Genomic DNA, 15605 nt, shown 5'->3' with positions numbered 1-15605 from the left:
TTCTACGCCTTCTAGCAACACATCGTCGCGATGGGGCGTATGCTCTATCCACTGGGTTTTATCGGCAATTGTGCTACTGGTTGCGGTCATTAAGCGAAAGTTTTTTTCTCGCCAATTAGTCACTATGTAAAAAGTATCACCCAGCTTATCAACATCAAACTCATGGCCTTCTTCGCGTGGCATCAGCGCGTTGAACTCGCCGTTTGGCTGGTCAGCATCAAGCACCCACGTATCGTTAGTTTCGGTGCTGGCTAAATCAATAATAATCAGGCTTTCGTCGCGACTTTTGCCCAGCCCCATAAAAAAGCTAGCGTCTTGCTCTTCGTATACCATCACGTCTTGGCTTTGCGCTGTGCCTAAAACATGTCTAAACACTTGATAACCAAGCAAGGTTTGCAAATCTTTTTTCACATAAAACACGGTTTTATTGTCGTTTGCCCACACCACTTGCCCTTCGGTGTTTTCTAACACATCGGGCAACATTTCTCCGCTACTTAGGCTTTTAAAGCGCACGGTATAAATACGCCGTCCTTCAGTGTCTTCTGAGTACGCCATTAACTGCTCACACGGGCTGAGCGCGACTTCACCGAGTTCATAAAACTCATACTCTTTAGCTAATTGGTTTACATCTAATAATAGCTGTTTGTCTGTGCTGCTGATGCTGCTACTACGATAATGGCGAGAGTATTCATCATCCCCGCTTACTTCTGAGTGATACCAATACTTACCATCTTTAACCGGCACGGTGCTGTCGTCTTTTACAATGCGCCCTTTTAGCTCTGCAAATAAACTATTTTGTAATGCTTTTATTGGCGCGAGTTGTGCTTCGCAGTAGGCATTTTCGGCATGTAAATGCGCTAATACGCTGTCATTTTGCCGCGCATCGTCACGCATCCAGTAATAATTATCGAGCCGAGTTTTATTATCGGTATTGAGCGTATGGGCTTGCTTTTCAGCAATAGGGAAATCGGGCAATAGCCGCAAACAAAAATCAGAAGTAGACACAAATAAACCGCTTAAAAAATAACAATGTTGACCAGTTTACCATAAAAATAAAAAAGCCCACTCATTGCTGAGTGGGCCAAAGGGTATAAGTACAATGACTAAAACGTCTGCAATTTTTATTATTGCCCTATACCTTGGGGAAAACAGTACGTTAACAGCAGTGGGTCACACTATTTTTTGCCAAGCCATGCTCCAGCTTTTACCCACACCAGGTTCAAACATAGCGCTTTGCTCGCTAGTTACACGGCACAGCTCGCTAAACGGCCAAGGTTTACATTGAAAAATATGCCCACTGTGCGGATGCAAAACTTTATCGCCGGCGTTATAGGATGCGCCACCAGCAGGGTAAATATAATCGTACTCAAGGGTATTACTCACTACCAATGATTGCGCTTTATCGCTACAGCTAAACTCTACTTTAGCGGTGGTAATGCCGCTGCTCTCAAGTGTAAATACTTGGTTATCTCGGTACGCAACTATGATACCGTCGTCGGTCATACGCCCAGCGCTAACCAGAGGAATATGTACGTTAATATATTCTGCAATGAGTCGCGGCCATACACTTGGCTCCCCCTGATCCAGCGCAGTCACTTTATAACTAAATGATAAATCGACTAGCTCTCCTTGCATGTCATAAAAGGTTACGTGCACCGAATCACCAATCGATAATTGGACATTCTGGTTTAAGCAACCTATCGGGGTCCATTCTCCACAGACCAATGACGCATGCATAAACACAACAACACCTTCAAAGCCACACTTTGGCACGACTCTATACTGAGCCAAAATTAATAGGTTCGATGTAACAAGCTCGATTAAAAAATAATGGCTGTTAACAAAGAGCGCATTGTAGTGAGCAATGGCGCATTAATCAAACAAAAGAATGTAACCGAGATTTAAAAAATAATACTTAAGTTTGTATTTATGCCGATAAAAAAAGCCAACCGCTTACACGGTTGGCTTGATAAACACATCGCGTTAGTTAACTAACGGCGGGTGCACTTTTTTTAACAAACGGGCGCTTAAGCAACGCGCCAATATCGGTTAAAATAATATATAAACAGGGCACTAAAATCAGTGTTATGAGCGTGGCAAACATCACTGCAAACCCCAACGCTACCGCCATGGGAATAACAAACCTTGCTTGTAAGCTAGTTTCAAACATGATTGGTAATACGCCAGCAAAGGTGGTGATTGAAGTGAGTAATATCGCTCTAAAGCGTGCACAGCCAGCTTCAATAACTGCTTCTTTAATAGCTACTCCTTCACGGCGCACTTGGTTTACGTAGTCGGTCATTACTAGGGAGTCGTTGATTACCACCCCTGCGGCGGCAATTAAGCCAAACCCCGACATTAAGCTAATATCTAAACCAAACCAATAATGCCCCCAAATAGCGCCGGTTAAGCTAAAGGGAATAACCGACATGACAATAAGTGGTTGTGAGTAACTTTTTAACGGTACCGCCAGTAAAATATACACTAATATCATACCGCCAATAAAAAACATCATTTGCTCATTGGCTTGTGCTTGTTGCTCTTCAATTGCGCCACCAAGCTCCGATTTTACCGAAGGGTACTCCTCTTTAAGTTGCGGTAGTAAGTTTTCTTTTACCTGTTTAACCACTTCGCCAGGCTCAATTTGCTCTTCGTCAATACTGCCGTATACGTAAACAGTACGGTAACCACCTTCACGGCGAATATAGCTAATACCCGGGGTTTCGGTTAACTCAACCACATCACCGAGTAATACTTCGCGCCCTTGTGGTGTAGTGATCACGGTATGTTTAAGCGACGAAAAGGCTTCGCGCGTTAATTTAGGGTAACGTACCATCACTCGTACTTCTTCGCCGTTGCGGATCACTCGCTGTGCTTCGCCGCCATAAAAGCTTGCCCCCACCTGACTTGCCACACTCGAAAGATCTAAGCCTAAATCGTAGGCAACGGGCTTTAAGCTCATTTGCACTTCTTTACTGGCAGGATCTATGGTTGAGCTAATATCAAACAGGCCCTGCTGTTGCTGTAGTAATTGAATAAAGCGCCGGCCAGCATTATTTAAAGTATCAATATCAGAGCCATACAATAAATAACCAAACTCGCCATTACCATTGCTGCCACCGCCGCCTACATCGTCATAAATAGTCAGTGACTTAATTCCAGCTATATCGGGCATGGCTTCGCGCCAACGTCGTGATAACTCAAACGCATCGTATGGGCGTAATTCTTCATCTACTAATGGCGCCAATAACTGCGACTCGGTGCGGCCTTGATTAAACACCAATACATCGCGAATTATTTTTTGCCCAAAGTCGCGCTCCGTTTGTTCATCTACTCTGAGCACCATAGCTTCAATGTCGCGGATTGCCTGAATAGTTTGCAGATCAGAGACGTTATCGTTCATTTCTACACGAATTTGTGGAAAATCATGGGGCACTTTCGGCGTAGGTACGGTGCGTACCTTGTTCGAGGTAATTAACCCCACACTTAAAATAAGCATGCCGATAAACGCAAACATTACCGTCCAGCGCCACTCAACACAGCGCACTATAAAGCGCTTATAAGGGCCATTTACAAAGCCAAAAAAGCGCGTATTAAAACGATTTCGCCAACCGTCTGGTTTGATCGGTGCAAAGTGGGTGTGGGCAATATGCGCCGGTAAAATCAGTTTCGATTCAACCAAACTAAACACCAAACATAGCATTACCACCACGGCTATACCGTAAAAGAACGCACTTTCTGGGCCACTCGATAAGGTAAATGGCGCAAACACCGCAATCGTGGTTAATACGCCAAAGGTCGCCGGCGTTGCAACACGGTTGGCACCGCGCACCACACTTTCAACGCCACTACCGCTTTTTTCTATTTCGGTGTAGGCGCTTTCCCCAATTACAATGGCATCATCAACAACAATCCCTAGCACCATAATAAACGCGAATAACGAAATAATATTTATACTGATACCAAATACTGGCATCAGCATCATAGCGCCTAAAAAACACACCGGTAATCCGATCATGACCCACAGTGCCAACTTAAAACGCAAAAATAACGACAACATAATCGCCACTAAAATAGCCCCCTGAAATAGGTTAGCCTTCATCATATCGAGGCGGGCATTTAGGTAGTAGGTCATATCCATCAGTGGCTCTAAACGAATACTCGCTGGAAGCTGGTCATTTTTTTGCTCAATATACGCTTTAACCGATTCCGCCACGGGGATCATGTTTTGATCTTGGGTTGCTTTAACCGACAGGTAGACCGCGTTTTGACCATTAAATTTAAAGTAGCGCTCCCCTTCAACAAATTGATCTTTAATAACGGCAATGTCTTGTAATAAAACTTTGGCGCCGTACTCACCTATTTTTACCGGAATTTGTCGAAACTCTTCGCCACTGTAAAACTGATTTTCGACACGCACCGAAATCACGCCAGAATCAGTTTTTAACTGCCCCGCCGAAAAGTTCGCCGAGTAACGACGCACCGCGTTCATGACATCACTTAACGTTAAGTTATATTGGCGTAGCGTATCGGGGTCAATTTCAATCGCAATTTCATCAAGGGGTACATCGTTAAGCACCAGCGACACATTTGCTAGCTGCAATAATTCACTTTCGATCTGATTGGCTATTGGCTTTAGTTCACTTAACGGTAAGTCGGCCACCAGCGTCATACCTATCACGTCTTGCCTAAACTCTACTTGGCTTATGGTGACCGGCTCCATGCCACCAGGAAACGTGGCTATGCCATCAATCCGTAGCTTGACCTTATCAAGTACATCAGTGAGCTTAGCATCGGTGTTGATTTCAAGGCTGGCGCTGCCCCCGTTACGAAACGCGCGATACACGCCTTTTTTAATTTCGGTGACATCTTTCAGCGATTCCTCAATTTTAATCAGAATGCTTTCTTCAATTTCTTGAGGCGATGCCCCAGGGTAGTTAGCGGAAATATTAATGTAATTAATTTCGACATTGGGAAACATTTGCCGCTGAATAGTAAAGTAACTAATAATGCCCATCACTATGATAAAAAACATCATCAAATTGGCAGCGACAGAATTTTTTGCAAAGTAGGCTATAATACCGGTTTGCTTTTGCTCTATTGGTTCACTCATTGTTTACTGCCTCACAACTGTTGGCTATTTGAGATGCTCGTATTTGAGCTTTCAGCTGTACTGTTGCTGCCGGCCACTTTTACTTGCATGCCTTTTTGTGGGTATTCTGGCAAGGTAATAACGAGTTTGTCGTCGGCATTTAAACCTTTACTAATATAGAAAAACTCCCCTTCTTCTCTCACAACCGTCACCTTACGAGGCTCAAGCTGTTGCTGCTCATTCACCACCCACACCGTTTGATTATTCACTAATGCTTGTGGTAAACGGTAAATGTTATTTAGCATGCTGCCGGCAAAACTCACTTGCACATAGCTGCCAAATTTTATTGCCGGTAGCTGGCTCTTTAACCCGTAAGGGTCGTTAATACGTACCACTAAACTGCTCATGCGCGTAGCACTGTCTACAATCCCCAGATCACGGTCTATTACCGCTTCGCGGCTAAAACTATTTAGCCCCTTGTGCGTAACTGTCGCGCTAATCCCTTTAATACGTTTTGGTAAAAATACACTGTCAAAGCCTGCTATCGGCATGATCACTTCTGCGTGTTCAATGTTGTTCAGTTCGGCTACTTGCGCCCCCATAGACACAAATTGACCCACACCAATATTACGACTCACCACCAGTGCATCGTAAGGGGCCGTCACGTCGCAATTTGCTAAGTCACGTTCAGCACGCTTTAACGCTGCTTGCGCCGATTTAACCGCCGCTTGTGCACTTAACACCTGTGGCTTGCGTAAAAACAAATCGGTACGCGTTTTACTCGGAAAGCGCGCCGCTTCATCGGCCGCGACTTGCGCTTGTGCTTGCTCTTCAATAAGTTGTGCTTGCGCGCGGGCAAGCTCGGCTTCTGCTTGCAATACGGCCGCTTGGTAATTATCTTTTTCAATGGTAAACAGTGTTTCGCCACGGCCAACTATGCCCCCGGCAATAAAGTTAGGATGCCAACTTAATACCTCACCCGATACTTGCGCCGACAACTTAGTATTTTCCAATGGCTTAACTTCGCCATAGCTATTAATGATAACTTGGTGATTATTCGCTAATACACTTTCTACTTTTACCGTAGGGCGCGTATCGACTGGCTTTTTTTCTGCTGACTCTTCTGCAATCGCGTTAATTCCCATAAAGCTCACTATACCTATGGCAAGTGCTACAAAAGGAAAAACCCATTTAAGTATTTTTGTTTGCATAACCTAACTACCTCAAAATTTCACTAACAGCATAATAACAGAGCTTAACCAAATATTAACGGCGCATTTGTAAGTAACTATGTCTAAAAGTGGGCGTATTTTACGCAATTAAACTGCGCTGCTTACCTAACCCCTTGCCGATGCAGTGTTAAAATAAAATTAATCACTAAAAATCAGCTTGTTAAATAGCTTATGCCAAGGGGGGCTGCACAAAACACGCAACTAATCGGGGGGTAATTTAGCCACCGCCATTAAAAAAGTAGTGGTGGTATGCATAATTAAATATAAATAGTGCCGCTTAAGTACCTCACCGCATGTCCGGTAATGGTGACATTATTTGCACCCACCTCACAGATTAGTTCGCCTCCGCGGCTCGACGCCTGATAAGCATGTAAGCGGGTTTTATGCAGTTGCTCGGCCCAGTACGGCGCCAGCCCAGTATGAATAGAGCCGGTCACAAAATCTTCATCGCCACCGCTGGCAGGCCAAAAGTAGCGCGACACAAAGTCGTAGTTATCGCCGGGGGCACTGGCAACTACATCGAGCGGAAACAAGCTTTTTAATAACCGTGAGTCGGTGTTAAGTGCGCGAATATCTTGCTCATTAGCGTAAATAGCAAAATACGCTTGGCGATTTTTAAGCACCTTGGTTGGCGCAATTGATAAGCCCTTTAACAGTGCGTTAGGAATGGCTGCCACTGCGCTAGGTGCTTGTTTTGGAAAGGTCATGGTAAAGCTAGCATCGTGATTTTTATTAACGATTAACTCACCCACAGCCGCAGCTTTAAAGCGTACCTGCTGCAGGTTATGCTGTTCACACAAAACATAAGCCGCTGCGAGCGTGGCATGGCCGCAAAAATCAATTTCCATTAACGGTGAAAACCAACGAATCGCAAAACTACCATCACTTTGTGGGCAGGTAAATGCTGTTTCGGAGACGTTATTTTCGGCGCCAATGCTAAGCATAAGCGCGTCACTAAGCCACGACTCAAGCGGGATCACCGCTGCATAGTTGCCGCTAAATAACTTTTGAGTAAAAGCGTCAATTTGATGAATTGTTAGTTGCATAGTTTAAGCTATTGAAAAATATCTATAGCCTAAACTTGCCACAACTAACGTTAATTATCACTGTATTTTGAATACCTTATGCTGCGTTAGGACGCATTTTGTAATATTGAATACAGCCTAATTGAGCGGCATTGGTCAGTAAAATCATCACAAAGGTGAGTATGTGGGCAATGCTTTGGCTGGCCATGGCAAACTCAGCAAATAAACCGCATACCCCCGCGACAAACTGCAAGCTAAAATAGCGCGCACTTAAATTACTAATATCACCACTGCGAATGGTTTTATAGGTTTGTGGCATTACCCGTACCGAGCTCATCGTTAAACCAACAAAGGTGAGTCCTGTGAGTACCTTAGCCGTGTCGAGTGCCGGGTTGAGCAGTAATAAAAACGGCAGTAACGAAAAAACCAACATGCATAGCAGCTGCATACGTTCTCTTCGCGCCGCATTATAGCGAACAAAGTAGTATAAAATTAAACCACTTAAGCCCCCCGTCACAACAAACGGCAGCGCCATGTAAAAGCGGGCAAAATATAAATTAAACACAATAAAGTAAATACTTTGCGCGACACCAAAGGCCATCATCAGCAGTGACACACCCGACACACTGCGATTTTTACGAATTTTATTTAATAACGGTAAAAAACTAAAGACTAAAATAAATGCAGACAATACAGGCAGAAAATGCGCCAAAGCAACCTCGCTCGTTATATAAGTGTTAATAAAACCTTCAACTGGAAACATTTAATAAACATTTGTTTTTAAAGGATTTTATCTTGTGGCGGCATTGTAGTGGCGACCAGATTATACTCAACTATATCGCCAATATTTATTTAGCCGCTGGCAACTTAGCTGTACAAAAACTGTTATGTTAAGTTAACGCTGGAAGGTTTTAGTAAAGTGTCAGTGCAGTAAGTAGCCGCACAAGCGTGTTTAAATAACAACCTCTTTACGCTTGATAATTTCATGCCTGCATTATAATGTGAATTAAAACAAGGGAGTGATTTATGAAAATTAATATAGTACTTATAATTATTAGCTTTTTATTTTTAGCTGGATGCTCAACTACAAAAACTCAACAAATAGAACCGCAGATAAAACTTACGTCGCTACTTAACCACAAATTATTTACACCACAAGTAACCCTCACTAAAGACACACTTTTTAAGCTGTCTACTGCAGAAGAGTTAAAGTTTTTAGCATTTGCGAGAAAGCAGCATGCATCGCAAATACGTGCAGATAAAATTGTCTTTAATTACCTTGAAAAAATACTTTCTAACTTTAGTTACCATGGCGACACCTTGACCTCAATGCAGGCGCTGGAACACGGACATGGTAATTGTATTAGTTTAGCGATATTAACCCAAAGCTATGCCCAATCTTTAGGGCTAGAGACAAGCTTTCAAGAGGTAACAAGCACCCCCGTTTACGCACAAGAGGGTAATTTAGTTTATGTTGCCAACCACTTTAGAACAAAAGTATATGCCCCCGAAACCCCAGAAAAAGACGCTAATATTGTTACCTTTGTTCGACCTGGTTCATTAATTGATTACTTTCCCAGCCATGGCAGCATGTATTCTGGAAGTGCTGATATCAATGACCTAGTTGCTAAATTTTACAGCAACTTAGCTGCTGATGCTCTGGCTATTAAACAGTACGATTTAGCATATTCAAATATATTACAAGCCAGTAAATACACCCCTCTAGATCCTGAGATATTTAACTTAGCTGCAGTAATGCATAGACGTATTGGAGACCTAAAAAGCGCAAAAAAAATATTTCAAGCAGCACTCAAACAAGAGCTTGTCAGTATTAACTTACTAACCAACTATCAAATTTTGGCGCAGCAGTTAGGTGATATAAAGCTTGCTGAGCAATTAAATGCACAGCTTTTTTATAAAGAGAAAGATCCTTATGAACTATTAGTTATGGCGAAAAATGACGTGCAAACAGGGCGCCTGTATCATGCTAAAAACCACATAGAGCAAGCCATTACAAAAGCGCCTTATATTGCAGAGTTGTATTTAGAACTGGCTAAAATCCGACACCAACAAGGTCATAATCAGCATACTAAAACGTTACTTGAACAAGCAATCAAGCTGGAACGTAACAAGCAAAAACTCGACCTTTACCAAGCAAAGTTACTGTCCTTACAAGTAAGTGAATAACTTTGCCTATAAATAACTTTATCGAGTGTTGTTCCTGACAATAGACTGAGGGCACGCCATCGAGGTTATAACTATTTACTTTGTGTTGGCTGCGAAAAATGTAACCAGCATCTGCTGCTTACCCGCGCACCTGTTTTTACACTCTTACAATTGCTTAGGTTACATCCAGCTACGCGGATCGGATTCAACCTGCTGTAGTGTAAAGTCGATAATAAAATCCGCATCCTGTTGCTTTAAATAAGGCATGAAGGCGTAACCTGAGGCGAGCTGTATATAAACACTTTTTAAGCCTGCGCGACGCATTAAATAGGTGCTAATACTGCGGGCACTTTGAGTTTTATACAGCTCAAATACACGGTAATGCACACCGATCAATCCTTTGCGAATAACCATATAAAAACGCCCGTTATCTTCATACAAATAATAACCGTAGCGTTGATACGATAATGTAACCAGCCCGGCAAACACGACAAGTGCCGCTAAACTGAGCCAACTACTCAATTCTGTAACGTAACAAACAGCAAACACTAAGGCACTTGGCAACAGCGCATAAAACATTAAATTTTTATACAGTAACGCCCGTTCAGCACCTGTAAAAGCCTGATTTTTAATATTAAACCAAGGGTAAATCCACTGACACACCGTGTTTACTTGCGTAATATTTAATACCGGCAGCACCAAGGTTTGTTTATTCTTTTTTGCCGCCACACCTGCAACCATGCCACCACTACTGGCTTGTAAACATTCAACGGTAAAACGCTTTAATAGCCTGGCAATTAAGTTTTGTTTAATCACTATTGATTGTACTTTATCTAGGCTCATTGAGAGCTGATGGCGCTCTAATAAGCCGGCAATGCGTTTAAATTTTTGCCCTTTAAAATACAGCTGATAATTATAAAAACGAATCAGTGCCATCCCCACCGACAACAACACTGCAATGACTACCAACAATATGATCAGCGTGATCACCGCCAGCATGGCTGCATTGCTTATTATGCCTAGCTGCTGCTGATAAAAGCCGGTCATTTTAGCCACTAACTTGTGCTCTAAAAAGTCGATAACCACATTAATAAACGGCGCAATAGCGGCAAATGCCAAAATCGCCATATTGGAGATCAAACCAAATTTAGCGATTTCTGTATTGCTAATAAATACACTATTTTCGGCCATAGTATGCACAGGGGGCTCACTATTATCACTCTCTTGCTGCTGCGCTTTAAAAGCAAAAATTTGGTTGCGCATTTGCTGCGCTGCACTTTTGCTGATCCCCGGTAACACCACCTCATGGGCCACACTACCTGCGGCATCAAAAATACAATTCACTAAACTGACCGGTGTAAAATAAAACGGGGCGGCTATGTTTACGTTTTGCACGCGAGCAAACTTAAGCGTTAGGCGCTCTTTTTTAAACACGCCTTTTTTCAGCAGTATTTCGTGCTCATTTGAAATACAAAAGCGGAAGTTTCTGTAATATAACATCGAGTAGAGTAATAAAGCCGATACGCCAACCGCAGCCGCAACTTGCCCCCACAGTAATTTGTTTTCAACCTGAGTAACAAACACAATGGCAACCGGTAATAGGTTAAAAATACCATCGCGTATAAAGCGAATACTAAAGTGCACAATAAAATACACCAGCGCCCACGGCGATACCGCTTGCCATTGCAAGTTATTATTGTTGCTGTTACTCATGAAGGCTGGCTTCTTGCTGGTTACTTTCGTCGTTGCGGTAGTGTTGTACAAACTGGCGCATATCGTTGCAGTCTTGGTAGCTTAAGCCGCCAATCTGTAAATCGGCACTGATACCGCCGGCACTGTATAATTTTAAGCTGGCTAATCCGAGTTTGCGTTCAATAGGCCCTCTGTGTACTTCTATATGCTGCACTCGCGCTAAAGGTAAAATAACCACTTGTTGCCAAATAATGCCTTTTTTAAAGGCAATATCATGGGTGCGCAGCGCCACCCCTTGCAGCTTTATGCTGAGCACGCTGTAACACATACACAGGGTAATAATTATCGGCATAGCTATTAGCAAATACGGCTGCGCTTGAGTGGCAAAGTTGTCATTTAAATACCCAACCACCAGCAACGCGACACTAAGCGGAATAAAAAACGCCAACCAGTTAAGCTGAGCATGCAGTAACGCTTTTGCTGCCAGCGGCTTAAATACAATTGCTTTATGTTGCGGCAGGTCTGTTATTTGCTGATTTTTAAAGGTCATATCACTTCAACTCACTGCAACTAGTAGTCACTATAACCACTTAATTTAACCAAGCTATGGTTGTAATCAGGGTATGGCTTTGCTTGGGCTCAAGGATTACTGCGTCATCGCGTACATTGGCCGCTTCTAAACACAGCATGGTGTTAAACTCGCTATCAGCAAAGTTAGATAACCGCTTTGATTTTTCGATCCATGGATTCCATAGCACACAAGAGCTTGAATTTTCACGGCTTACACTAATAATGCCTTCGGGGGTAAAAATACGTTGTAACGGGGCAGCTTGGCTATACACTCTGTCGGTTTCGCGGGTAAAGGTAACCACGTCACTTTGCTCCTCTGGCCCCTCAGCAAATTCAATATACGTAGCACCCTGCAGGCCATCAACATGGGTGTTGTTAATATCTGAGGTTGGAAAGTAGCTATGTAATGCCTGCGTAAAGCTAAATGGCGTGCTGCCTAAATTAGTGGTGGTTAAACGCACTTGTAGCTGCGTATTCAACACAAATTCAACGCGTAATGCCGACTGATGTGGCCACAGATCTAGGTTTACCTGCTTCATTGGCAACTTTAGACTAACCACTATTTCGCTATCGTTTTCATGTACTTCATCGGCTTGCCACAAGCTAGTACGAGCAAAACCATGGGCAGGAAAATCAGCGTTTTCATGCGTACCAAACCACGGCCAACAGATAGGCACTCCACCGCGAATACTGGCCCCTTGTTGATAATCTTCGAGTTGCGATACCCATAACAGTGGCAACTTACCTTTAGGGGTAAACTCAGTAATTTGCGCGCCTTGTAAAAATATTTTTGCTTCACAATGGCTGCTATTTATATTAATAAATTCTAAACCGCTGTCGTTATGACAAATACTAACCGAGGGTGATAACTTCATAACATTTCCTATTACATCGGCACCGTGATAACTAGGCCGCCAACATTCGCATATGCTGATAAATAAATACATAATAAGCTAAAATTTTTAAATATCGATCGCTTTATTTTCATCAACCTAGATTGCGGCAGCAGCGGCCAATAATTACTTTGTACTAACAGTTTATTGTGCGCACAAAAAACAACCTATGGCTGGCGGGTAAAATTGATAAAATAAAAGCATTATCTATACTTATTAGGCTTAGCAATCGGCTATAGCCAAAAGCAAATAAAATCACATATAACTAAAGTAAACTAAAAAACAGCCATTTTAATTACTACTCAAACTAATAAAATCCAGATAAAACAGGGCTAAATGTAATATATCATTTGAATTCAATTTAGTTGATGTGTAACATTTCGCGATTATGGCAAACCATTGCGCCCTTTCGACGAGATTAGCTAAATGCACAAACATAACGAGTTACTGGTTTCTTTACGTAAAGTGATCCGCGCGATTGATTTACACTCTAAGCAACTGAACAAAACGTCAGGCTTAACGGGGCCGCAACTGCTTATTATGCAAGAAGTTGCCCACACAGATGGCATCACGGCCAGCCGTATTGCGCAAAATGTAAATTTAAGCCCAGCAACGGTAACTAATATTCTTGATAGAATAGAAAGCAGAGACTTAGTAACCCGAGTACGTAGCCAAATGGATAAACGCCGCGTGAGTTTATATCTCACCGAGAAGGGAAAAGAGTTACTTGATAAAGCACCGCAACCACTACAAGAGCATTTTATTGAAAAGTTCTCTTCGCTAGAAGAATGGGAGCAAAGTCTTTTATTATCATCGATGCAGCGAATTGCCGCGATGATGGATGCCGATAAACTCGATGCATCCCCCTTATTAGAAGTAGGCGCGCTGACTCAAGCTGCTAAATCATAAAATTTAACCCGAGGCGTATAACACGCCTTAAATTTTAATCAATAACCTGAGTAGCAATTATGACCAAACTATCTAAATTAACACTCGCCCTAATGCTCGGTGGTGCAACAAGCAATGTGTTTGCTACCGATCTAGACACCCTGCAAACGCAGCTTAAACAACTTAAGCAACAAATGCAGATGCTAGAGCAGCAATTAGCCAGCGAAAAAGCTAAGCAAGAAAAAATTAATCAGCAACACGAACAAAAAGTGGCGCAAATTACCAAACAAGCTAAGCAAACCACGGTGATTGCTGAAGCTAAAGCCGAAGAAAAAGAGTCGGCGGGTATTACTGTAGGCGGCGCTATTCGTACTAACTATAGTGTTACTTCTTATAGCGATGGTAATGAAGATCGGATTGGTGACTTTGATTTTGATATTTTTCGTTTAAACCTTTCGGGTGAAGTGGGCGGTGTATTGCTCGGCGGCGAAATCCGCTTTTTTGATTATATGACCGCGATTAAATCTGCTTGGGCGGGTTATCAACTTAACGACGAGTGGCAAGTGCAAGCGGGTATTACTAAAGTGCCATTTGGTAACGACCCTTATAACTCGCATAACTACTTTTTTAGCACTAACTATTACATTGGCCTAGAAGACGATCACGACTTAGGCATCATGTTTAAACGTAAAGTGGCTGACAACTGGCAACTTGATTTAGGCTTTTTCAAAAACGACGAGCTAGGCGGTGTTGACGGCTATGTGGAAGATCGCAGCCACCGTTACTCGTACGACATTGTCGGTAGCCGTACTGCCGATGAAGGCATTTACGCGGAGCCGGTAAAAGAGCTTGGCGAATACAACACCTTTACCGGCCGTTATGCCTACCACTTTGAGCATGGCGAAGGCGTTACTACCGAAATTGGTCTATCTGCATTAGCGGGTGGCCTGCATGATGGCACCGATCGCGCCGGTGACTATAACGCTTGGGCATTACATTTAAATAGCAACATTAATAATTGGAATATTCAGCTACAACACGGCGAGTATAACTACAATGTTGATGACGTTGATCGCATGGCTGTAGGGGCATATGCTTTTTATGATTCTATTGCCGCCGATGCAACCACAAGTACCCTTAACGTCGCTTATAGCGTACCGGTAGAGTGGGGCCCAGTAACTAACCTACAGTTTTATAACGACTACGGTATTATTTACAATAAGTCAGACAACAGCGCCAATACGTGGATGAACGTAACCGGTGTATCAGTTGCTGCCGGCGGCTTATTTACTTATATCGATTACGTACAAGCCCGTAACCAACCTTTTGTGGGTGGCTCTATTGCCGGTGACGGCGAAACCGAGCGTCGCTTTAATATTAACTTAGGTTATTACTTTTAATAACCAGGGTTATAATACGCTTAAAAAGGCAAACTGAGTTTGCCTTTTTTATTGCCTGCTTTTTAATGTTTACCCTTATAATATGAGTGTTTGATATATTACCTAACTTAAAACATTGACTAGCCGACTGAACTAGGAAAACCCCATCAATATGAGACTTAAAGCAGCGTTTCTCAGTACCAAAAAAGCCTGGCTTAAAATAGTCGGCTTACTGTTCGTTGTGCTAGGAGTAATAGGTATTGCGTTGCCCGTGATGCCAACCACGCCATTTCTTATTTTAGCGCTCGCGTGTTTTACCCGCTCATCACCTACCCTTGAGAAAAAACTACTCAACCACCCTCGCTATGGCATCACCCTACAGCAATGGCAAAGCTATAAAGTAGTACCGGTTAAAGCAAAATATGCGGCCGCGATTGGCATGCTGATTGGCTTTATGTTGTTACTTTATTCTGCGCCGCCTATGTGGGTCATTTTTTTAGTGGCCGCCATAGAAGTGTTAGTAATGATTTACCTTATTTTAACACCGTCTACCCCACCCGCAAATTAGACACCACAGCCCATTTGGGTATAGCAACTTAGCTTATATGCTCTCAGACGAGTGTATTTTTTCGAGTATATATGGCACAGCTTTAGCTGTAACAAAGAAA

The 15605-nt window shown here is 42.8% G+C and carries 12 protein-coding genes and 1 pseudogene; 4 read left to right on the top strand and 9 right to left on the bottom strand.

Translation table 11 applies throughout. The features are described from left to right. From ABYB02_RS04370 to ABYB02_RS04345, 6 genes and pseudogenes are all read right to left on the bottom strand, one after another. Window positions 1-1005 (bottom strand): annotated as a pseudogene (locus ABYB02_RS04370) (oligopeptidase B); the annotation flags it as partial. A 165-nt stretch (window positions 1006-1170) separates the two neighbouring features. Then, window positions 1171-1737: a chitin-binding protein gene (locus ABYB02_RS04365; RefSeq protein WP_372761239.1), complete on the bottom strand. Its 567-nt coding sequence runs from the start codon at window positions 1735-1737 to the stop codon at window positions 1171-1173. Between the two features lie 250 nt (window positions 1738-1987). Further along, complete coding sequence (locus tag ABYB02_RS04360; protein ID WP_372761238.1) at window positions 1988-5113, bottom strand: efflux RND transporter permease subunit; 3126 nt, start codon at window positions 5111-5113, stop codon at window positions 1988-1990. Between the two features lie 11 nt (window positions 5114-5124). After that, window positions 5125-6303, bottom strand: coding sequence for an efflux RND transporter periplasmic adaptor subunit (locus ABYB02_RS04355; RefSeq protein ID WP_372761237.1), 1179 nt, complete (start codon window positions 6301-6303; stop codon window positions 5125-5127). 278 nt (window positions 6304-6581) lie between these two features. Then, window positions 6582-7370, bottom strand: coding sequence for a PhzF family phenazine biosynthesis protein (locus ABYB02_RS04350; protein WP_372761236.1), 789 nt, complete (start codon window positions 7368-7370; stop codon window positions 6582-6584). 76 nt (window positions 7371-7446) lie between these two features. After that, a complete protein-coding gene (locus ABYB02_RS04345) occupies window positions 7447-8061 on the bottom strand; it encodes a hypothetical protein (protein ID WP_372761240.1) in 615 nt (204 codons plus the stop codon). Between the two features lie 314 nt (window positions 8062-8375). On the opposite strand from ABYB02_RS04345, the gene ABYB02_RS04340 reads away from it, so the two are divergent. Further along, window positions 8376-9536, top strand: coding sequence for a tetratricopeptide repeat protein (locus tag ABYB02_RS04340; protein ID WP_372761235.1), 1161 nt, complete (start codon window positions 8376-8378; stop codon window positions 9534-9536). 159 nt (window positions 9537-9695) lie between these two features. Here the strand turns inward: ABYB02_RS04340 and ABYB02_RS04335 are convergent, their stop codons facing one another. The 3 genes from ABYB02_RS04335 to ABYB02_RS04325 are packed head-to-tail and all read right to left on the bottom strand — an operon-like array spanning window position 9696 to window position 12652. Then, window positions 9696-11228 (bottom strand): PH domain-containing protein, encoded by a 1533-nt coding sequence (locus tag ABYB02_RS04335; protein ID WP_372761234.1) that lies wholly within the window; start codon window positions 11226-11228, stop codon window positions 9696-9698. Beyond that, the gene (locus ABYB02_RS04330; RefSeq protein ID WP_372761233.1) at window positions 11221-11757 is read right to left on the bottom strand and encodes a PH domain-containing protein; all 537 of its coding nucleotides are present in this window, start codon (window positions 11755-11757) and stop codon (window positions 11221-11223) included. The genes ABYB02_RS04335 and ABYB02_RS04330 overlap by 8 nt, the downstream gene beginning before the upstream one ends. 40 nt (window positions 11758-11797) lie before the next feature. Continuing rightward, a complete protein-coding gene (locus tag ABYB02_RS04325) occupies window positions 11798-12652 on the bottom strand; it encodes a D-hexose-6-phosphate mutarotase (RefSeq protein WP_372761232.1) in 855 nt (284 codons plus the stop codon). Window positions 12653-13096: 444 nt separating this feature from the next. On the opposite strand from ABYB02_RS04325, the gene ABYB02_RS04320 reads away from it, so the two are divergent. From ABYB02_RS04320 to ABYB02_RS04310, 3 genes are all read left to right on the top strand, one after another. Then, window positions 13097-13579, top strand: coding sequence for a MarR family winged helix-turn-helix transcriptional regulator (locus ABYB02_RS04320; protein WP_372761231.1), 483 nt, complete (start codon window positions 13097-13099; stop codon window positions 13577-13579). 59 nt (window positions 13580-13638) lie between these two features. Then, window positions 13639-14958 (top strand): porin, encoded by a 1320-nt coding sequence (locus ABYB02_RS04315; protein ID WP_372761230.1) that lies wholly within the window; start codon window positions 13639-13641, stop codon window positions 14956-14958. A 151-nt stretch (window positions 14959-15109) separates the two neighbouring features. Then, window positions 15110-15505, top strand: coding sequence for a YbaN family protein (locus ABYB02_RS04310; protein ID WP_372761229.1), 396 nt, complete (start codon window positions 15110-15112; stop codon window positions 15503-15505). Window positions 15506-15605: the final 100 nt, after the last annotated feature.

This window comes from Pseudoalteromonas sp., from assembly GCF_041613455.1.
Classification (GTDB): Bacteria; Pseudomonadota; Gammaproteobacteria; order Enterobacterales; family Alteromonadaceae; genus Pseudoalteromonas.
This window is presented reverse-complemented; position numbering and strand designations above follow the sequence as displayed.

Coding starts and splice junctions, on each gene's coding strand:
- ABYB02_RS04335 (WP_372761234.1), bottom strand. CDS start 11,228: ATGAGTAACAGCAACAATAATAACTTGCAATGGCAAGCGGTATCGCCG.
- ABYB02_RS04310 (WP_372761229.1), top strand. CDS start 15,110: ATGAGACTTAAAGCAGCGTTTCTCAGTACCAAAAAAGCCTGGCTTAAA.
- ABYB02_RS04315 (WP_372761230.1), top strand. CDS start 13,639: ATGACCAAACTATCTAAATTAACACTCGCCCTAATGCTCGGTGGTGCA.
- ABYB02_RS04365 (WP_372761239.1), bottom strand. CDS start 1,737: ATGCATGCGTCATTGGTCTGTGGAGAATGGACCCCGATAGGTTGCTTA.
- ABYB02_RS04330 (WP_372761233.1), bottom strand. CDS start 11,757: ATGACCTTTAAAAATCAGCAAATAACAGACCTGCCGCAACATAAAGCA.
- ABYB02_RS04320 (WP_372761231.1), top strand. CDS start 13,097: ATGCACAAACATAACGAGTTACTGGTTTCTTTACGTAAAGTGATCCGC.
- ABYB02_RS04355 (WP_372761237.1), bottom strand. CDS start 6,303: ATGCAAACAAAAATACTTAAATGGGTTTTTCCTTTTGTAGCACTTGCC.
- ABYB02_RS04360 (WP_372761238.1), bottom strand. CDS start 5,113: ATGAGTGAACCAATAGAGCAAAAGCAAACCGGTATTATAGCCTACTTT.
- ABYB02_RS04325 (WP_372761232.1), bottom strand. CDS start 12,652: ATGAAGTTATCACCCTCGGTTAGTATTTGTCATAACGACAGCGGTTTA.
- ABYB02_RS04340 (WP_372761235.1), top strand. CDS start 8,376: ATGAAAATTAATATAGTACTTATAATTATTAGCTTTTTATTTTTAGCT.
- ABYB02_RS04350 (WP_372761236.1), bottom strand. CDS start 7,370: ATGCAACTAACAATTCATCAAATTGACGCTTTTACTCAAAAGTTATTT.